This is a genomic window from Spongiibacter pelagi (genome assembly GCF_014705705.1).
Lineage (GTDB): Bacteria > Pseudomonadota > Gammaproteobacteria > Pseudomonadales > Spongiibacteraceae > Spongiibacter > Spongiibacter pelagi.
Genome location: NZ_JACXLD010000004.1, coordinates 300,057 through 319,198 on the forward strand (window position 1 = coordinate 300,057; position 19,142 = coordinate 319,198).

The following is a 19,142-nucleotide window of genomic DNA, read 5'->3' on the forward strand; positions in this document are numbered from 1 at the left end:
CCCGCCTTTTACAGCGATTCTAATAGCGCTAAAAGACTGCCTAGTTTTTGCTCGGTTTCCGTAAACTCATCTTCGCAATTGGAATCGGCAACAATGCCGCCGCCCGCCCAACCTTTAATTTCTTCCGCTTGGCAGAGAAAGCTGCGAATCACGATATTGCTGTCCATGCGCCCGCAGGCAGATAAATAAAACACACTACCGCAATAGGCTGAGCGCCGGTGAGGTTCCAGCTCGGCAATAATTTCCATGGCCCGATGTTTGGGGGCACCGGTAATTGAGCCGCCGGGGAAGCAGGCTAGTAAGGCATTTAGGGCAGATACTCCCGGTTTTAATTGCCCGGAAACCGTACTGACCAGATGGTGCACCGTGCGAAAACTCTGCAATTCCAAAAGTGGATCGGCTTGAATAGAGCCGGGAACGCAGCACTGGCCGAGGTCGTTGCGCAATAAATCAACAATCATCACGTTTTCCGCCCGGTTTTTGCCGCTTTGTAGTAAGCGTTGGGCGTAGTCAGCATCCGCTTTAGGATTATTGCTGCGCGGAGCGGTACCTTTGATTGGCTCGGTGCGTACACGCCCGCTGTGGTCGGCGGCGATAAATCGTTCCGGAGACAATGAGAGCAACTGCGCTTTGCCCAAATCAAAGAAACAGGAAAAGGGCGCGGCAGCGCGTTCACGTAATTTGAAATAAGCCGTTAGCGGGTCGCCAGAGAAGGGGGCGCTAAATTCACGGGTCAAATTGACCTGATAGCAATCGCCGGCGGCAATATAGTCCTGTAAGCGCTCAAAGGCCCGCTGATAATTGCTGGCTTCTAAATTCGACTGGAAGCAGGCTGCCAATTTAAAGGCATTATCAGTAGCCGCTTGTTGGTCTTGGGCTTGGTCTTTTGTTTGGGATTTAATCCGCTCGAGATAAGGGCTTTGGCAGTCGGGCTGAGCAATCAGCTCACTGCTTTGCCGGGCGTGATCAATAATAATCGCCCAATCATAAATGCCGACAAAGTCCACGGCGGTATCTTGCGGCCGTTGAATCAGTCGCTGCTCACCTAATTCGTAACTGAGCAGCCCAATCGCGCCACCGCTGAAGGGCAGGTCGGTGGCACTGCAAAATCCGGAAATAGCAGCTCGAATACGTGCCTCTAGATCAATAAATGACTTTCTGTTTGTTATGTAATCTATTGAATTTAATGGAATTGATTCTTTTGGGTCGGCGCTGATTATGTCATAGCGACCACGCTCGCTAAATGGGCGGGCGCTGTCGAGAAAAAGTCGATGAGGGGCATCTGCCAACAGTTGCAGCCAAGTATTGGCATCACTGGCATAGGGTAGGGCTTGACGGACAAGACGGCTCATTCGGGTCAGGTAGACTGCTCAGGCTACGGCAACCCGCGTGATTGTAGGTGCTAGGCCTATGAAAAATCTAGTTTTTTGGCCCCAACCCCACTATTTACTATGGGCGCGCAAGATTGACAGCAGGGGGTATTGTCAGTAAGGTTAGCCGCCGCATTCGGGAGGCTTTTAGCCACTATAAATACCAGAAATGGTGAACCCCGATCTCGCATCGACATCGTAATCAGGCAAAGTGCTGTGAAACAGGCCGAATCCTTGGGTTTAGCCGCGCTTTTCTTGCGTCTGCGATGCGATTCAAAACGAATTTACATCACTGGAACTGACAGGCATGACAAAGAAATCTGCACTCACGCCCACTTTGGAGAATCCCTTTGCCCAACAGGCAGAAGTGGAATTTACCGTTCCTGGGCAAATCGACTATGAGCCCGGTTTGTACGAAACCGCACTGAAAGCCGGTTATGACTTACAACAGCGTCCGAGCAAGGCCGCTGGAGTCAAAAACGTGCAGAAGCAGCACGAAAAGAAACGGATGACCGTGTGGGAACGGATTCAAGTATTGGCTGACGCCGGTACTGAACCTAAAGTTTTGTATCAAAACTGGGGCCCAAATTTAGATGGCGCCTCACTGGTTACCGCAATTATTAAAGTAGATGGCCGCGATGTGGCGATTTACGGTCACGACTTCACCGTTCGCGCCGGCTCTATGGATGCTACCAACGGCACCAAATTGGCCAATCTGTTCGCACTGGCTGGCAAGCTGGGTATTCCGCTGGTCGGCATGAACGACTCTGCGGGTGCGTATATTCCTGCCGGTGTTGGTGGTCTGGATGGCTACGCTGAAGCCTTTACCGCGCTGCGTAAAATCAGCGGTGTGGTTCCTTCTATTATGTGTATGTTTGGCTACAACGCTGGTGGTGGTTCTTACCTGCCGCGTCAGGGCTCTTTCATTATTCAGCCAAACGACACTTTCTTCGGTCTGACTGGCCCCGGTGTTGTTAAATCAGTACTGGGCGAAGACGTCACTGCCGATGAGCTGGGCGGCCCCAATGTTCACAGCAAAACCGGTGTTACCGATTTTGTTGTGCCCGATGAAGTCGCTGCATTGCGCAAAGTAAAAGAATTACTGAACTACCTGCCAGACAGCGCCTCAGTAGCACCGCCATTCCAGCCCACTTCTGATCCAATCAGTCGTAAAACTTGGGATGTAGATATCCTGCTGAAAAAGGCCTTTAACAGCCCGACTGGATTTAACACGCCATTCGATATCAGCATTATTATTCAGCAGTTGTGTGACCACGGCGATTACTTCGAAATCCAGCCGGATCGCGCGCGTAACACCATTTGTGCGCTGGGTCGTATGGGCGGCAATGTGGTTGGCTTTGTGGCCAACAACTCTGCGGTCGCTTCTGGCCAGATCGATATTGATGCGGCTTACAAAAACGCCCGCTTTATTCGTTTCTGTAATGTGTACAACATCCCCATTATCTTTATGGAAGACACCACCGGCTTCCTGCCCGGTCGTGAGCAAGAGGCGGGCGGTATTGTTCAAGCCGGTCGCGCCATGCTGGATGCGATTGTTGACCTGCGTACCCCGCGCTTCCTGTTGATTGTGCGCAACGCCTTTGGTGGCGCTTACGCCTCATTCAATAACTACCCCACCGGTGCCGACTTTGTTTGCGCGCTGCCTACGACCCGCTTGGCGGTAATGGGCCCTGCCGGTGTTGAGTACGTGTACAAAGATGAAATCCGCAATATTCGTGGCTCGGTGAAAGCACGCATTGCTGAAGGCACAGCCCAAAATATTAAAGCGGGTATGTCTGAAGCGGATGCCGCTACCGCCGCCAAGGCTGCCGTTGCCGAATGGCAAAAAGCGGAAGAAGCGGTCTTGTCGCAGCGCTATGAGCGCGAGTTGATGAACCCGAACGAAGCACTGAGCCTGGGCTCTATCTCCCAGATCGTCATGCCCTCTGACCTGCGTAAGGTCTTGGGGGAACAACTTGAACTGCACCTGAAAGGCTACACGCCGGCGCCCATGGGTGGCGTACAGCGCGAATTCCATTAAGCCGCCAGACCAGTTATCGACGATTTGCTTACGAGGATTTATAACGTGCCAACCAGCAATACTTACTACCTGAACAACCCGCTGATTCATCAAAACCGTCAGCTGGCTAAATCAACCTCAGAATGGGTTCGCCGCTTCGCCTGTACCGATATGAAGCCGCTGATCATCTGCCGTGGCCCTATCCGCAAGGAAGCCATGGATGTCTTTGATGAAATGGGTATCAATAACTACGGTATCCTGCTGTCTGAAAAAGACTCCATTACTTACACCAACGCGCTGGCGCCTGAGCTGCGCACCCTGACTGATCCTAGCCGCGTTCACCGCGTGCCCGATTACACCGGTGCCACTAAAGAAGAGCGTACCAAGCGTATTCAACAGATCGTCAGCATTGCTCACGACAATGGCTATAACTCGATTTTCGCGGGTTACGGCTTTATGTCTGAAGATGCGGAAATGGTTGAATCCATGGAAGAGGCCGGCCTGAACTTTATCGGTCCTTGCTCGTTCACCCAGAAAGCCGCAGGCATGAAAGATCAAGCCAAACGCACCGCACTGGAAACCGGCGTATCGGTAACACCGGGTGTAAACAATGGCACCAGCTTGGCGCTGTTTGCCAAATACGGTAAAGATGGTCTGGAAAAGTGCGCCAAAGACAATAAGTTGGACGTGGATTTTTCCGTTTGCCGTGACGACGAAGAGAAAGCCTTGGCCGTACTGGCCGCTTCTTACGATGCGGGCATCGATATTATTGATGCTGCCGATATTGGCGCTGCGCTGAAAGAAGAAGCCAAGCGCATGCTGACCGAAAAGCCCAATAACCGCTTCCGTTTGAAAGCGATTGCCGGTGGCGGTGGTAAAGGCCAGCGTATTCTGCAGTCGGCGAATTCTTACGAAGGCGCGACGCTGGAAGAGAAAGTCGAAAAAGCCGCTGCCAAAGTCCCTTCTTTGGTTCTGGAATGTTTGATCGAACTGAAAACCAACGGTGTTGGTGACAACAAAAACGTTCTGATCGAGATGAACATTGAAACCACCCGTCACCAAGAAATTCAGGTGGTGGGCAATGGTGAGTGGTGCATGACCATGGGTGGTCGTGACTGCTCCTTGCAGATGCACGAACAGAAATTGCTGGAAGTCTCTGTTACCGATGAAGAGCTGGTTGCAGCCATTGCTGCGGCTGAAGCGGCAGGTAGCACCGAAGAAGCCGAGCAACTCAAGCGTGACCGCATTATTCTTCAGCGTATGGAAGAAGAGGGCGCGACCTTCGGTGAAGCCGTAAAACTGGATTCTGTCGGTACTTTTGAATGTATCGTCGACGGTGAATCCCACTACTTCATGGAAATGAATACCCGGATTCAGGTTGAACACCGCGTTACTGAGCTGTGCTACAAGCTCAAGTTCACCAACCCGGAAAACCCAGCGGATTACTTCATCGCGGAAAGTCTGGTTGAGGTAATGGTGCTGCTGGCGCGTCACGGCAAAGCCCTGCCTAAGCCAGAGCGTCTGCCCCGTGAGAAAACCTCGGTGGAAGCGCGTATGAACGCCACCAACCAAGCGCTTCAGCCTCACGCTGGCGGCATTATCGAGAACTGGTCTAACTGTAGCGAAGGCGAAATTCGCGACGACCAAGGTATCTCTACCCACAACCCCGATACCGATGTATTTATGAAATACCATCTGGCCGGGGCTTATGATTCCAATATTGCGCTGCTGCTGACCACCGGTGAAACCCGCATGGACAGCTACACTCGCATGGCGGAAATCCTGCGTAGCACCGTTCTGCGCGGCAAGGATTTGGCGACCAACTTGGAATTCCATTACGGTTTGGTGCACTGGTTTATTGGCAATGGCATCAATGCTCGTCCAACAACCCGTTTCATCGTGCCTTACCTGACTGCTGTGGGCGAGTTGAAGCAACAAGCTAACCAGATTGATCTGGACTACGCCTACGGTGAAATTCGCCAGCAATATCTGGCGGAAGGTGGCGATGCCGCTAAAGCCTGGGCAGCCGTTCTGGATGCAAAACAACTGCTGATTACCCGTCCTTTGGAGCGCCTGTTTGCTGAGCCACACTATATGGCAGGCTGGCTGAGTATCACTCAAGGTGCGGTAGCACTGAGCGATGGCAATATCACTTGGAGCAAGAATCCCATTTGTCTGCTGGACAAGCTCTACCATTATCTGAATATGGATTTTGAGCCCGGCAAACCTGCTCGCAATATGATCTGGGATCACGATCACGACATTCTCAGCGCCGGCGTTGCCTTCTATGCAACTCTGGAAGAGCGTTTGGGTGTATCTGAGTACCCAGCTCTGGAAGCGGCTTTGGCTGCGGATAAAGCGCCAAAAGGCTTCGATGCGGATGAGTGGGCTGCAACCCGCGCCGCTCACGCTGGCTACCAAGCCGGTACCGAGCTGATGGCTGTACTGGCGTATATCGCCGACACCACGGCATTTGCCGAGCTGAAGGTGAACCCTGATCTGAGCATCACCATTCCAGATCATCTGACGGTTGAAGAGCATCAGAAGCAAATGGCCAAAGTACTGGTGCCACCACCAGCGGCTAAATCTGATGAAATTCTGGCGGCCAGTGGCGGTATGTTCTACCCACGCGAAGCTCCGGGCATGGATGTATTTGTGAACGAAGGCGACCATTTCGAAGCCGGCGACACACTGTACATCGTCGAAGTCATGAAGATGTTCAACAAGGTCGTGGCGCCGTTTGCCGGCACCATCGACAAAGTGCTGATTGAAGGTGATGGCACGATCATTAAGAAGGGACAACCGCTGTTTAAAGTGAATCCCGACGAGAAGATCGTCATTGCCACTCCGGAAGAGATCGCTGAAGGCCGTCGTGCTAAAACCGACCTTTTCCTGAAAAGCATTATCTAAAGACCGGTAATTTAAAAAGCCCCTAGGGCAGACAGACAGGTATCACCGCTATGGCAGATTACAAAGCCCCAAACACCTCCGTTGAAGAATGGAAAGCGCTAGCGAATAAATCGCTGGAGAAAAGTGGCAAAACCATTGATGACCTCACTTGGAATACTCCAGAAGGCATCGACGTAAAAGCCCTTTACACCGCCGAAGATATCAGCGGCCTGCCGTACACCAATACCATGCCCGGTCTGGAGCCCTTTATTCGCGGCCCACAACCCACCATGTATGCCGGTCGTCCCTGGACAATTCGCCAATATGCAGGTTTCTCTACCGCTGAAGCTTCTAACGCTTTCTATCGCAAAGCGTTGGCAGCCGGTGGTCAGGGTGTGTCCGTTGCCTTTGACTTGGCGACTCACCGCGGTTACGACTCAGATCATCCCCGTGTAACCGGTGACGTGGGTAAAGCCGGTGTGGCGATCGACTCCGTTGAAGATATGAAAGTTCTGTTCGACGGTATTCCGCTGGATAAAGTCTCGGTATCCATGACCATGAACGGCGCAGTTCTGCCCGTTCTGGCGGGTTATATCGTTTCTGCGGAAGAGCAGGGCGTGACCCAGGATCAACTGTCTGGCACCATCCAGAACGATATCCTCAAAGAATTCATGGTGCGTAACACCTACATTTACCCACCTGCGCCATCGATGAAAATCATCGGCGACATCATTGCCTATGCCTCTGAGCATATGCCTAAATTCAATACCATCTCGATTTCTGGTTACCACATTCAGGAAGCCGGTGCCGATGCCGCACTGGAGCTGGCTTACACCTTGGCCGATGGTAAAGAGTACATCCGCACTGCGATCAATTCGGGTTTGGATATTGATAAGTTCGCTGGCCGTCTGTCCTTCTTCTGGGGCATTGGCATGAACTTCTACATGGAAATCGCCAAGTTGCGCGCCGCGCGTTTGCTGTGGGCGGAGATCGTGTCTGAGTTCAACCCGAAAAACCCACGTTCGAAAATGCTGCGTACTCACAGCCAAACGTCGGGCTGGTCACTGACCGAGCAAGACCCTTACAACAACGTGGTGCGTACCACTATCGAGGCCATGGCAGCCGTATTTGGTGGCACCCAGTCACTGCACACCAATGCCTTGGATGAGGCGATTGCGCTGCCCACCGAATTCTCTGCACGTATTGCCCGTAATACCCAGCTGATTATTCAAGAAGAAACCGGTATCACCAAGGTCGCTGATCCTTGGGGCGGTTCTTACATGATGGAAGCGCTGACCAAAGAAATTGCCGATCGCGCCCGTGAACTGATTGCGGAAGTTGAAGAAAAAGGCGGCATGGCCAAAGCTATCGAAACCGGCATGCCCAAGCTGCGTATCGAAGAATCTGCCGCCCGTAAACAAGCTCGTATCGACCGTGGCGAAGACGTCATCGTGGGTGTAAACAAATACACCCTTGAGAAAGAAGATGATGTTGATGTGCTGGATATCGACAACAACGCGGTGCGTGAATCTCAGGTGGCTCGTTTGGCCAAAATCCGCAGCGAGCGCGATGAAGCCGCCGTTGAAGATGCGCTGGAAGCGATCTACCAGTGCGCCTTGACTGGTAATGGCAACCTGCTGGATCTGTGCGTAAAAGCCACCCGTGTACGCGCTACAGTTGGTGAAATCTCCTTTGCCATGGAGCGTGAATTCGGTCGCTTTAATGCTCAGGCTCAAACCGTATCCGGTGTTTACGGCAGCGCTTACCAAAATGACGATCAGTGGAACGGTATCAGCGCCGACATTGATGGCTTTGTTGAAAAGCACGGTCGTCGTCCCCGTATGCTGGTTTGTAAAATGGGTCAGGACGGTCACGACCGTGGTGCCAAAGTTATCGCAACCGCATTTGCTGATGTGGGCTTTGATATCGACCTGAGCCCGATGTTCTCCACTCCGGAAGAAGTGGCGAAACAAGCGGTAGAAAACGACGTTCACGTTGTTGGCGTATCTTCGCAGGCAGCCGGTCACAAAACACTGGTTCCTCAGTTGATTGAAGAACTGAAAAAAGCCGGTGCGGATGACATTATCGTGGTAGCGGGTGGCGTTATTCCTCGTCAGGACTACGACTTCCTGTACAGCGCTGGTGTAAAAGGTATTTTTGGTCCCGGCACCAAGATTCCTTTGGCGGCCCGCGATGTGTTGGATGCCATCAACGAATCCTATAAGGGCTAATAAGGTTTGCGATCTGAGGGCAGGTGAGTATGGCTACCTGACCTCAGCGCGTTGACCTCCAATCTATGATTGATATCGATGCACTCAAAGCCGGCCAGCCACGCGCGCTGGCCAAGGCGATTACCCTCGTAGAAAGTAAAAAACTCGAGCACCGCGCTCAGGCGCAAGCACTGCTTGAGAAAGTTCTTCCGGATACCGGTAAAAGTATCCGCATTGGCATTACCGGTATACCCGGTGTTGGCAAATCCACTTTTATCGAAGCCTTTGGTCTGTATCTTGTTGAGCAGGGCAAAAAGGTGGCGGTATTGGCGGTTGATCCCAGTTCGCCAATTGCCGGCGGTTCAATTCTCGGCGATAAAACCCGCATGGAATTGCTGTCGCGCAGCAATGACGCCTTTATTCGCCCGTCACCTTCAGAAGGTTCGCTGGGCGGTGTTGCCCTAAAAACCCGTGAAACCATGCTGCTCTGTGAGGCGGCAGGCTACGATGTGATTCTGGTCGAAACCGTTGGCGTGGGACAGTCGGAATATGAAGTCGCCAGCATGGTCGACTTCTTTATGGTGCTGATGTTGCCCAATGCCGGTGATGAACTGCAGGGCATCAAAAAAGGAATTATGGAATTGGCCGATGCCTTGGTGATTAATAAAGCCGATGGCGAGAGTATGAATCTGGCTAAGCAGACCCAGCGCCATTATCAAAATGCCATGCACTTGCTGCGTCATACCAGTTTCTGGACGCCGCAGGTATTGAGCTGTTCGGCGATTAAAAACCAGAATATCGATGCGGTTTGGGGCATGATTTCTGATTTCCAAGTCGATGCAACAAAGAACGGCGCGCTGCAGGAAAAGCGCTCCCGACAAGCGCGCGAGTGGATGAATAAGCTGCTTCACGAAATGCTGGAAATGAAGCTGAAAGAAAATCCACAGGTGCGAGAACAATTGCCGATTTTGCGCGACAAGGTCACCGAAGGGCTCACCACGCCCTATATCGCCGCCAATACCTTGATTGATTTACTGTTCGCTACAGATCAGTAATATTGTCTACGGCGCCTGTTTGGGCGCTTATCACTATCCTTCGAATTTTGATCCCCGATTATGACTGCCATTGACTCTGTTGCCGACAAACTCACCGAATTCGTTCACCAGTATCTGCCCACTGCGGTACATATGCAGATTTCGGTACAAGGTTATGACAGCCAATCTCTGAAATTACATGCGCCGCTCGCGCCCAGTATTAACGACAAAGGCACCGCCTTTGGTGGCAGCATCTATGTGGTTGCCGTCATGGCCTGTTGGGGCATGGTTTACCTTCGTTGCGTAGAAGAGGGCTTGGAGCCGGATATCGTGGTTGCTAAGGCGGATATCGAATATTTAAAGCCTGTTAATGGCGATATTGTGGCGCAGTCGGTTCCCGCGCCAGAAGCTGATTGGAAAGTGTTTTTTGAGAAGTTTGCCGAGCGAGGTCGCGCCAAAATGGAGTTGCGTTCTGAGGTGGTGATTAACGGTGAAGTGGCGGCGCGCTTTTCCGGTTTGTATGCCATTTTGGGCAATAAGCTGGATTAAGTGCTTACAGAGTTAACTCTCCACATCCTTATATAAAAACGCCTCAATCTCGGGGCGTTGCGCCATCCCGTCTTGGTAGCCCAAGTCGATTAATTTTCCGCAGAATTCTTTGGTGAAAAGCAGGTAGCTGGCAATGCTGACATTGCCGCCACGATTGGTGCCGGTTTTCTTTAGGAAGAAACGCAGTGTACGGGGCAATTCCTGCACGTGCTGATCGGCGATCACATCAATATCTTCACTGGGGCTGATAACCAGGCAATCGACCGGCAGCAGTGCGCGCTCCATATCACCCTGCAAATCTTCGGGGATCAGCCCCAGCATTTCATTTATCCGCTCAAGCCGCTCAATATCCATTTCGATACTGTCGATAAACGCGCTGTTCAGCAGTTGGCCAATAATTTGACCAAAGGCCGGGGAGCGCACCGGCTTGGGTAAATGGTGATAATTTCGTTTGTGGCCGTTGGCGGGAATAATAAGTACCCGATTGGCGCCGAGGTGAATCGCGGGGCTGATCGGTGTCATTTGCCGCAAGGCGCCGTCGCCATAGTAATAGCGCCCGACCTTGGCTGGTGGAAAAATGGTCGGAATCGCACTGGACGCCATCAAGTGCTGTAACTGGATGGGGGTTGCCAGACCTTGCCGCCGCCAGCGCTGCCAACCGGCGTGCTGGGGGCCGCCCTGAAAGAAAATTTCAGATAGCCCTAAGTTGTAATTCATGGCGGTAATGCTGAGTGCGTCCAAATCCCGATTCATAATATTCAGGCTGATCGACTCAAAATTAATATGCTTATGAAGCAGGGCGCGCAGGGGACTGTTATCCAGCAAGGCCACGGGACGTTCATGGGTAATATCCGCATTAAACAGCGAGCGCGCTAGCCTGTAGGCATTGCGGATAACCCCCCAGAGATCAGCCCGATAAATATCTTGGGTACTCAAGCCACGCCACATATTTTCAAGCTGCAAAACTGTGCCACTAAAATGATGGGCACCGGCAGCAAGACTGACGGCATTGATCGCCCCAGCGGAGGTGCCCGCTAATACAGGGAAGGGGTTGTTATGGTGGTCGCGGTGAATTTCCGCAATCGCTTTGAGAACACCGACTTGATAAGCCGCACGAGCACCGCCGCCAGGCAATACCAAACCGGTATTGGCGCGCAGCTGTCTCTGTTTGGGTGCCTCGGTATTCACGAGCGGTGATGCCCCCGAATATGAATTTCAGACAAAATTCGCGCGGAGATTTCCTCTACCGAGGCGTGTGTGGTGTCTAGGTAGGAAATGCCAAAGCGCTTAAATAAGGCCTCGGCCTGTCGAATTTCATCTTCACACTGTCGCAATTCCGCATAGCGACTATTGGGCCTGCGCTCGGTGCGAATGGCCGCCAAGCGCTCTGGCTCAATGGTTAAACCGTACAATCTGGCGCGGTGATTCTGCAGGGCTTTGGGCAGGCGGTTGTCTTCGAGATCTTCTTCCGTCAATGGATAGTTAGCGACGAAAATACCTGCCTGCATGCCCAAATACAGTGAGGTGGGGGTTTTGCCGCTGCGCGATACCCCAATCAGAATGATTTCGGCTTGATCGTAGCGATCCAGCTTGGCGCCATCGTCATTGTCGAGGGCAAAATTCACCGCATCAATTCGATGCCGGTAACGCGCTTCCTGTTCTGGGCCTTTGGCTCGACCAACAGTGCAAGAGGGTTTTTTACCGAGGGCGATTTCTAGCTGGTTTAGAAAGGTGTCGAGCACATCAACAATAAAGCCATCACTGGTAGCAATTACACGCCGAATATCTTGATTGACTAGGGTGTCAAAAATAATAGGGCGGGTGCCGTAATCCTTGGCGGCAAGGTTAATACGTTCAACGGCGCGCTGGGCTTTTTCTACCGAATCGACATAGGGCAGCACAATGTAGTCAAAGTCGATGGTTTCAAAATGAGAAAGAACGCTGCGACCGAGGGTTTCGGCGGTAATGCCTGTGCTGTCAGAAATAAAGAAAGCGGGGTGGATCATGTAGTTTTTTTACCTAATTGGCGCTCAATCTCGATGAGAACTTACAAACCAGCCCCAGTAGTATAGCGCTGCTTTACAAATTTCTGATCAATCTCACGAGCGGGAGCGCTCAGTACATATACGGAGACACAACATGACTGATTATGTCATTTGGTTCAAGGATTTAGGAATGAACGACGTTGAGCGAGTTGGCGGTAAAAACGCCTCGCTCGGAGAGATGATCAGTCAGTTGTCGCAGGCCGGGGTTTCCGTTCCCGATGGTTTTGCAACTACAGCCGATGCCTACCGCGATTTTCTGCAGCAGAGCGGTCTTAACGAGCGTATTCGTGCCGAGCTGGATGGTTTGGATATTGATGACGTTAAAACCTTGGCCGCCGTGGGTAAGAAAATTCGTGGCTGGGTGGTAGAAACGCCATTCCCCGGCCCGCTTAACGAAGCGATTAGCAGCGCTTACGAAACCATGATTTCTGGCAACCCCAGCATGGCCTGTGCGGTGCGTTCATCGGCTACCGCAGAGGATCTGCCCGATGCTTCCTTTGCTGGCCAGCAAGAAACCTTCCTGAATATCTCCGGCCTTGAAAACATTATGGTGGCAATCAAGGAAGTGTTTGCCTCCCTCTACAACGATCGCGCCATTGCCTACCGGGTTCACAAAGGTTTTGAACACGCTGAAGTTGCGCTTTCTGCAGGCATTCAGCGCATGGTGCGTTCTGAAACCGGCTCTGCAGGTGTGATGTTCTCCATGGACACCGAATCAGGTTTCGATGGCGTTGTATTTATCACGTCTAGCTACGGCTTGGGCGAAACCGTGGTTCAGGGTGCGGTAAACCCCGATGAGTTTTATGTTCATAAAGCCACCTTGAACAAAGATCGTCCAGCGGTTCTGCGCCGAAACCTCGGCAGCAAATTGATCAAAATGGTTTACGGCAGTGAAGCTTCTGCCGGTAAATCAGTGGAAACCGTTGAGGTTCCTGAAGCGGATCGCAGCCAGTTTTCCATCAATGATGACGAAATCATGTCCCTGGCTCGCCAAGCACTGATTATTGAAAAACACTACGGCCGCCCCATGGATATAGAATGGGCCAAAGATGGGGACGACGGTCAGCTCTACATTGTTCAAGCCCGTCCTGAAACGGTAAAAAGCCGTGAGTCAGCGACCTTAATGGAGCGCTATGTTCTCAAAGCCAAGGGCGAGGTACTGTGTGAAGGGCGTTCGATTGGTCAGCGCATCGGCGCGGGCCCAGTTCGGGTGATTAATAATCTGGCAGAGATGGATCAGGTTCAGCAAGGCGATGTGCTGGTTACCGATATGACCGATCCGGATTGGGAACCGGTAATGAAGCGCGCTTCTGCGATTGTAACCAACCGTGGTGGTCGTACTTGTCACGCGGCTATTATTGCCCGTGAATTGGGAATTCCTGCGGTAGTGGGCTGTGGTGATGCCACTGAAAAATTGGCCTCTGGCGTAGATGTAACGGTGTCCTGCGCTGAAGGCGATACCGGTATGGTGTATGGCGGTTTGCTGGATTTTGATATCAGCCGCAATGAACTCAATGCCATGCCCGAACTGCCATTCAAAATTATGATGAATGTCGGCAACCCCGATCGCGCATTTGATTTCCAAGGCTACCCCAATGCCGGTGTGGGCTTGGCACGCTTGGAATTCATCATCAACCGCATGATTGGTGTTCACCCCAAAGCGCTACTTAATTACGATCGTCTGCCACGCGATGTACAGCAAGCTGTTAAACGCCGTATTGCTGGTTACAGTGATCCTGTAGAGTTTTATGTTGAAAAGCTGGTTGAAGGTATTTCTAGCATTGCGGCGGCGTTCTATCCTGAACGCGTTATCGTGCGTATGTCAGACTTCAAATCCAATGAATACGCGCACCTGATCGGCGGCACCTTGTACGAGCCTTCAGAAGAAAACCCCATGCTGGGCTTCCGTGGCGCTTCTCGTTATATCTCCGAGTCTTTCCGCGAGTGTTTTGAGCTGGAGTGTCGCGCGCTAAAAAAAGTGCGCGAAGAAATGGATCTGAAAAACGTGGAAATCATGGTGCCTTTCGTGCGCACTGTGGGTGAAGCGAAACAGGTTATTGAATTGCTGGCGCAGAATGGTTTGAAGCGCGGTGAAGATGGCCTGAAAATCATTATGATGTGCGAGCTGCCGGCAAACGCCATTTTGGCAGAGCAGTTCCTCGAGCATTTTGATGGCTTCTCGATTGGCTCAAACGACTTAACCCAGCTTACCTTGGGATTGGATCGTGACTCCGGCCTGATCGCCCACTTGTTTGATGAGCGCAATGAGGCGATCAAAGCCTTGCTGAAAAATGCCATCGATGCCTGTAAAAAAGCCGGCAAATACGTTGGAATTTGCGGCCAAGGCCCCTCAGACCATCCGGATTTTGCCCAGTGGTTGATGGAGCAGGGCATTGATAGCGTTTCGCTGAATCCTGACTCGGTGTTAGAAACCTGGCTGTTCCTGGCGGATAAACTTAAAGCAGAGTAATGCTTTTGCTGCCAAGTGGCTAAAATAGACTTTTAAAGAGTCTCTTTAAGAGCCTCAAAACCTAGAAGAGCTGGTTTATCCGGCTCTTTTTATTTTAGGCCTATTTATTTTGATTGGCCTAAGGAGCCTCTGATTAATGTAGCGAGTGCAGCAAGATTGGTTGTCGCCGCAGCGCAGAAAGCGGAGTTATATGCAAATAAATGAGCATTTCGAGCAGCGCCGACGACTGAGATTGCAAACGCAGTAATTAATCAGAGGTTTCCTATGTTAACTGGACAGATGGCGTTGATCGGTTATGATTTGAGCATGGATATTTCGCTAAAAAACCTACCTGTAGAAGAGCGACTCCGCTTGGTTGAGGAGTTGTGGGACAGCATTGCTCAAGATCAAGCCGCACTCCCTCTGTCGCCAGAGCAGGCCGTGGAATTGGATCGTCGATTATATACATTCGAGCTTGATCACGATCTAGGTAGGCCCGCAAAAGACGTTCTGACTGATATACGAAAACGACTATGAGATATAGCCTCCGCCTCAGGGACGAAGCGGGCAAAGATATTGAAGATGCTGCTTCTTGGTACGAGGCCCAGCTAAGCGGTTTAGGCCAAAGCTTTCTGGATATATTAGAAGAAATTTTCTCTTCTATATTGGAGTCGCCGCTGGCATATCCCATGATCTACCGCAATATTCATCGGGCGGTGCTCCCCAAATTTCCTTTTTCTGTGTTTTATTTTGTACGAGATACAACAATCGTAGTGATTGCTGTTATGCATGGCAGCAGACACCCATCAACTTGGCAGCGTCGTAGGTAATATTTTCTGATTTCTAAAAATAAATCCTGACACTTTTATCTCCGGCTTCGTCTACCTGTTACCTAAACCAAAAACAGGAACGAACGATGAAAGCCTCTCCGTATAAAACCGCTCTCCTAAAAGTGCCAAGTCCCAAACACGCCATTCCTAAATTCTCACTCATTAAGTCTTTGTCCTTGATTGCAGCGGCGGTCATTTTGACGGCCTGTGTTCCTTCAGCTGGCAAAGATGGGGAGTCAGCTTCTGTTAGCCAAACGGACGCTCTTAGCGATACAAATGCCTTGGCTTATACCCAATATCCGGCACCACATTCTCAGCCCACTGCGCAAGAAATGGCGGTTCGCCATATGGCCGGACAGAGTTTTCAGGCAGCGAAGATGGCCTATGAGGCAAGGCCTTATATTTCACCTCAGCCGCATATTGGCGCCACTTACCATGGTGCTGGAAGCAATCAAGACCAGTACGATACACAAAGCGAAACGGGATTTTCTGACCCCATGCTAAATCCACTGTCTACTTTTGGTTTGGACGTGGATACCGCCTCTTACAGCAATGTTCGGCGCTTTATTTTAGACGGCCAATTACCGCCTAGCGATGCAGTGCGAGTAGAAGAAATGCTGAATTATTTCGACTATCCAATCTCTAAGTTGGCAACGTCTGAGCATCCAGTACAAATTCAAACCGAACTGGGCGCGACGCCTTGGAATCCGAAAACCCGCTTGGCCATGGTGCAAGTCGTCACCAAGAAAGCAGAGGCGCTGGAGAAGCGCCCCAATCGATTTGTATTTCTGGTGGATACGTCCGGCTCAATGCAGGGGCCAGATCGCTTACCGCTACTGAAAAAAGCATTTCAAGCCTTGGTTGAGCAACTCGGCCCCAATGATCGTGTGGCAATTGTGGCCTATGCCGGTTCGGCTGGAGTGGTGTTGCCGAGCGTCTCAGGTAATGAAAAAACCGCGATTTTACAGGCACTGCAATCGCTGCAATCCGGTGGCTCAACTGCGGGTGCTGCGGGAATTGAAGAAGCTTACCGACTGGCTCACAACCAGTTTGATAGCAAAGCCAATAACCGTGTCATTCTGGCTACTGACGGCGATTTTAATGTAGGGCTGCGTCACAGCGGCGATTTAGTTGATTTAATTGAAAAACAGCGCGATTCCGGTATTTATCTAACGGTGCTGGGATTTGGGCGCGGCAATTTGGGTGATTCGCGCATGCACAATATCGCCGACCACGGTGACGGTAATTACTATTACATTGATTCGGAGTTGGAAGCGCGGCGGGTACTGGTGAGCAAACTGCCGCAAACACTGCTTACTGCCGCGCGGGATGTGAAACTTCAGGTGGAGTTTAACCCGCAGCAAGTGGCGCGTTATCGCCTGCTAGGCTATGAGAATCGCCGCCTTGCCGCTGAAGATTTTCGCGATGATAAAAAAGATGCTGGAGAATTAGGCGCAGGGCAGATTGTTACGGCGCTTTACGAAGTTGAACCAAGAACACCGGATTCAGTAGTAGAGCCAAGTTTACGCTATCAAGATAAAACGCTGCGCAAAGGTAAGGGCGATGAATTAATGCAGATAAGCTTACGTTATCGTCCGCTTGAGGGTGGGGCTGGTCGAGAGATGACACAGACCCTGAATGCGACTGATGCCAAAAAACAGAATAATAATCTTGCTTGGGCGGCGGCCGTGGCAGAGTTTGGTTTGATTCTGTCTGATTCGGACTACAAAGCAGATGCGAGCTTGACGCGTTTATTACCGGAAGTAGAAAAGCTGGTAAACGCCAAAGATGCTCAGCAAAGCGAGTTTGTTTCACTGGTCAGGCAGGCTATGATCTTGAATCAGCAAACCGCACAGGCGGGGGAGCACATTCGTCCTCGGCCATTACCTCAGCCGCTATTGCAAAGGGTGCATTAAGTTGTGAATAACGACATGGAAGAATGGTTGGCTTCACTCAGAGGTGAGCGGGAGAGTGACTCCCGCGACCCTCTTGATACCGCCCTGCATGAGTATTTGAAAGAGCGCGATCAAAGCGCTCAAGCCACCAATGAGCTGGGTTTTCAGCGTTTACTTAAACGACTAGAACAAGAACCAGATATCCCCAGCTTTGGCCCTAAACCCCATTCTAAACCTGGCACTTGGGCGGCGGGCCTCGGTTTTGCCGCCTGCCTGCTGCTTGCCTTAAGTATCACCCTAAAAAGCCCTGTTCAATTCGATTCGGCGGAGTCGATGATGGCACCTGCCGCACTCTATGATAATGCCGTTGCTGAATCACAACAGGCTAAATCTCAGGCGCAAATCGAGCAGGCCAAGCCAATGTCGATGCCCGCACCGGATCGCTCTGTGCAGGCAAAATTGTATGGCGCGATGAAGAGTGCACCGGCTGCAGAACGTGCGCTTGTCGGATCTGAGCGTCTTGAACTGGAACAGCAACAAGAGCGGCGACAGGAGCTGAATTCGGCTGGCTTGAATGAAGATGTTGCTGCAAGTGATGCCGCAGATGAGACTCAGCATAAACGACAATCAATGGCCTCAGCGTGTCGGCAAAATAGCGGCGTGGCCGAGTTAGAAATTACCGGTACAAACTTGGAGCAGGTAAAAACCTTTTATCACTTTATAGGCGCGCAGGAGGCGATTCATTTTCGATTCGATCCCGCTGGTTTTGCCGAATTCACCTATCAAACCTATGGTGCCCACCTTCTTGAGCTGACCTTGCAATCTCAATTTGGCCTGCATTGCCCCTTGGATAATACCCATACTTTGCAACTGCGCTTTCCAATTCCAGCCAAGATGAATGCGGAGTCAGCGCAATGACTTCAGAGCTAAAGCAATCAGCAAACGAGGCGTTACAAGAATTGGCGCTGTTAGAGACAATTGCCTGTGGGGGTGAAGCAGGTCGTCGGGCGTTAAAGGATTTATATTTTCAATATGCCCACCGATTTAGAGGCTATTTCCTGCGGCGTGGCCTAAATCAGGCCGATGCAGAAGATCTGACCCAAGAGAGTTTTATCAAAATTGTGCGCTCTGCGGCGAATGCAAACAGCATTACAGCGCCAAGAGCGTGGTTGTGGTCGGTGGCCAAATCAGTATTGCTTGATCACCTTAAAAAAACGCCTTCTTCCAACCAAGAATGGGATGCGCAGGGTGATGAACCGTTCAGTGAATTCAGCCATGATCAGCAGGCAATGGCGCGTTGTGTGGAGCAACAATTTCAACAATTTGCCAGCAGCTCGCCAGAAGGTGCGCAGATTATTCGCTGGGTGGTGTTAGACGGTTTTAGCTCGACCGAAGTGGCCGAAATGATTGATCGGACCCACGGCGCAACGCGTGAATATCTTTCGCAGCTTAGAAAAAAACTCAGGCCGCTGCTGGAGGTCTGCCGGGATTTGTTACACACTCGCTAAGCTATTTAACAGGTCACAAGGCCATCCGTTCATGCAATTTTATCAATTAGAACGTCTGATCAATTTACACGACGGCTATCGCAAGCAGTTTAAAATTGATCATTACTCTCTATTGCTGCTGCAATTGGAAGGGCGTCCTTATCTGATAGAAAGCCAGTGCCCCCATCGTGAGTTTCCGCTTAGTGCCGCGAATGTGTCGGGCGAGCATTTGGTTTGTCCCCAGCACGGCTATCGCTTTGATATTCGCAGTGGCGATCTGATTCATGCCACTGAAGAGCCTTGCAGAGGGCTGCGCCGTTATGAGCTGGTTTATCGAGACAATGTACTTGGGGTGATGCTCTAG

General features: G+C 51.3%; 15 protein-coding genes. 12 read left to right on the forward strand and 3 right to left on the reverse strand.

Going from position 1 to position 19,142, the window contains the following annotated elements; all coding sequences use genetic code 11:
* Nucleotides 1-8: 8 nt before the first annotated feature.
* Nucleotides 9-1,352 carry an aminodeoxychorismate synthase component I gene (gene pabB / locus IB286_RS09430; protein WP_190764802.1) on the reverse strand — a complete coding sequence of 448 codons (1,344 nt, stop codon included), beginning with the start codon at nt 1,350-1,352 and terminating at the stop codon, nt 9-11.
* Between the two features lie 325 nt (nt 1,353-1,677).
* Between pabB and IB286_RS09435 the strand changes: the two genes are divergently transcribed.
* The 5 genes from IB286_RS09435 (at nt 1,678) to IB286_RS09455 (ending at nt 10,072) form a co-directional block, all read left to right on the forward strand.
* Nucleotides 1,678-3,411, forward strand: a complete 1,734-nt coding sequence (locus IB286_RS09435) for an acyl-CoA carboxylase subunit beta (protein ID WP_190764804.1) — start codon at nt 1,678-1,680, stop codon at nt 3,409-3,411.
* Nucleotides 3,412-3,456: 45 nt separating this feature from the next.
* A complete protein-coding gene (locus IB286_RS09440) occupies nt 3,457-6,300 on the forward strand; it encodes a biotin/lipoyl-containing protein (protein ID WP_190764806.1) in 2,844 nt (947 codons plus the stop codon).
* Nucleotides 6,301-6,350: 50 nt separating this feature from the next.
* A complete protein-coding gene (gene scpA, locus IB286_RS09445; protein WP_190764808.1) occupies nt 6,351-8,510 on the forward strand; it encodes a methylmalonyl-CoA mutase in 2,160 nt (719 codons plus the stop codon).
* 65 nt (nt 8,511-8,575) lie between these two features.
* Nucleotides 8,576-9,544, forward strand: coding sequence for a methylmalonyl Co-A mutase-associated GTPase MeaB (gene meaB / locus IB286_RS09450; RefSeq protein ID WP_190764810.1), 969 nt, complete (start codon nt 8,576-8,578; stop codon nt 9,542-9,544).
* A 60-nt stretch (nt 9,545-9,604) separates the two neighbouring features.
* Nucleotides 9,605-10,072 (forward strand): YiiD C-terminal domain-containing protein, encoded by a 468-nt coding sequence (locus IB286_RS09455; RefSeq protein ID WP_190764812.1) that lies wholly within the window; start codon nt 9,605-9,607, stop codon nt 10,070-10,072.
* A gap of 12 nt (nt 10,073-10,084) precedes the next feature.
* Here the strand turns inward: IB286_RS09455 and IB286_RS09460 are convergent, their stop codons facing one another.
* Nucleotides 10,085-11,260, reverse strand: coding sequence for a patatin-like phospholipase family protein (locus tag IB286_RS09460; protein WP_317889735.1), 1,176 nt, complete (start codon nt 11,258-11,260; stop codon nt 10,085-10,087).
* Nucleotides 11,257-12,078, reverse strand: coding sequence for a posphoenolpyruvate synthetase regulatory kinase/phosphorylase PpsR (gene ppsR / locus IB286_RS09465; protein ID WP_190764814.1), 822 nt, complete (start codon nt 12,076-12,078; stop codon nt 11,257-11,259). Before ppsR ends, IB286_RS09460 begins: the two co-directional genes overlap by 4 nt.
* A gap of 133 nt (nt 12,079-12,211) precedes the next feature.
* Here ppsR and ppsA point away from each other — a divergent pair, with 133 nt between their 5' ends.
* From ppsA to IB286_RS09500, 7 genes are all read left to right on the forward strand, one after another.
* Nucleotides 12,212-14,587: a phosphoenolpyruvate synthase gene (ppsA, locus tag IB286_RS09470; protein ID WP_190764815.1), complete on the forward strand. Its 2,376-nt coding sequence runs from the start codon at nt 12,212-12,214 to the stop codon at nt 14,585-14,587.
* A gap of 264 nt (nt 14,588-14,851) precedes the next feature.
* A complete protein-coding gene (locus tag IB286_RS09475; RefSeq protein WP_223826254.1) occupies nt 14,852-15,103 on the forward strand; it encodes an addiction module protein in 252 nt (83 codons plus the stop codon).
* Nucleotides 15,100-15,396, forward strand: a complete 297-nt coding sequence (locus IB286_RS09480) for a type II toxin-antitoxin system RelE/ParE family toxin (RefSeq protein ID WP_190764816.1) — start codon at nt 15,100-15,102, stop codon at nt 15,394-15,396. The genes IB286_RS09475 and IB286_RS09480 overlap by 4 nt, the downstream gene beginning before the upstream one ends.
* Before the next feature lie 86 nt (nt 15,397-15,482).
* Nucleotides 15,483-17,312 (forward strand): vWA domain-containing protein, encoded by a 1,830-nt coding sequence (locus IB286_RS09485; RefSeq protein ID WP_190764817.1) that lies wholly within the window; start codon nt 15,483-15,485, stop codon nt 17,310-17,312.
* Between the two features lie 3 nt (nt 17,313-17,315).
* Nucleotides 17,316-18,209, forward strand: a complete 894-nt coding sequence (locus tag IB286_RS09490; RefSeq protein ID WP_190764818.1) for a hypothetical protein — start codon at nt 17,316-17,318, stop codon at nt 18,207-18,209.
* Nucleotides 18,206-18,799 (forward strand): RNA polymerase sigma factor, encoded by a 594-nt coding sequence (locus tag IB286_RS09495; RefSeq protein WP_190764819.1) that lies wholly within the window; start codon nt 18,206-18,208, stop codon nt 18,797-18,799. The genes IB286_RS09490 and IB286_RS09495 overlap by 4 nt, the downstream gene beginning before the upstream one ends.
* Before the next feature lie 31 nt (nt 18,800-18,830).
* The gene (locus tag IB286_RS09500) at nt 18,831-19,142 is read left to right on the forward strand and encodes a Rieske (2Fe-2S) protein (protein ID WP_190764820.1); all 312 of its coding nucleotides are present in this window, start codon (nt 18,831-18,833) and stop codon (nt 19,140-19,142) included.

Excerpts from the sequence above, each read along its gene's own strand:
- IB286_RS09495 (WP_190764819.1), top strand. The coding sequence starts at position 18,206 with ATGACTTCAGAGCTAAAGCAATCAGCAAACGAGGCGTTACAAGAATTG.
- pabB (WP_190764802.1), bottom strand. The coding sequence starts at position 1,352 with ATGAGCCGTCTTGTCCGTCAAGCCCTACCCTATGCCAGTGATGCCAAT.
- IB286_RS09475 (WP_223826254.1), top strand. The coding sequence starts at position 14,852 with ATGTTAACTGGACAGATGGCGTTGATCGGTTATGATTTGAGCATGGAT.
- ppsA (WP_190764815.1), top strand. The coding sequence starts at position 12,212 with ATGACTGATTATGTCATTTGGTTCAAGGATTTAGGAATGAACGACGTT.
- IB286_RS09455 (WP_190764812.1), top strand. The coding sequence starts at position 9,605 with ATGACTGCCATTGACTCTGTTGCCGACAAACTCACCGAATTCGTTCAC.
- IB286_RS09485 (WP_190764817.1), top strand. The coding sequence starts at position 15,483 with ATGAAAGCCTCTCCGTATAAAACCGCTCTCCTAAAAGTGCCAAGTCCC.
- meaB (WP_190764810.1), top strand. The coding sequence starts at position 8,576 with ATGATTGATATCGATGCACTCAAAGCCGGCCAGCCACGCGCGCTGGCC.
- scpA (WP_190764808.1), top strand. The coding sequence starts at position 6,351 with ATGGCAGATTACAAAGCCCCAAACACCTCCGTTGAAGAATGGAAAGCG.
- ppsR (WP_190764814.1), bottom strand. The coding sequence starts at position 12,078 with ATGATCCACCCCGCTTTCTTTATTTCTGACAGCACAGGCATTACCGCC.
- IB286_RS09435 (WP_190764804.1), top strand. The coding sequence starts at position 1,678 with ATGACAAAGAAATCTGCACTCACGCCCACTTTGGAGAATCCCTTTGCC.
- IB286_RS09480 (WP_190764816.1), top strand. The coding sequence starts at position 15,100 with ATGAGATATAGCCTCCGCCTCAGGGACGAAGCGGGCAAAGATATTGAA.
- IB286_RS09500 (WP_190764820.1), top strand. The coding sequence starts at position 18,831 with ATGCAATTTTATCAATTAGAACGTCTGATCAATTTACACGACGGCTAT.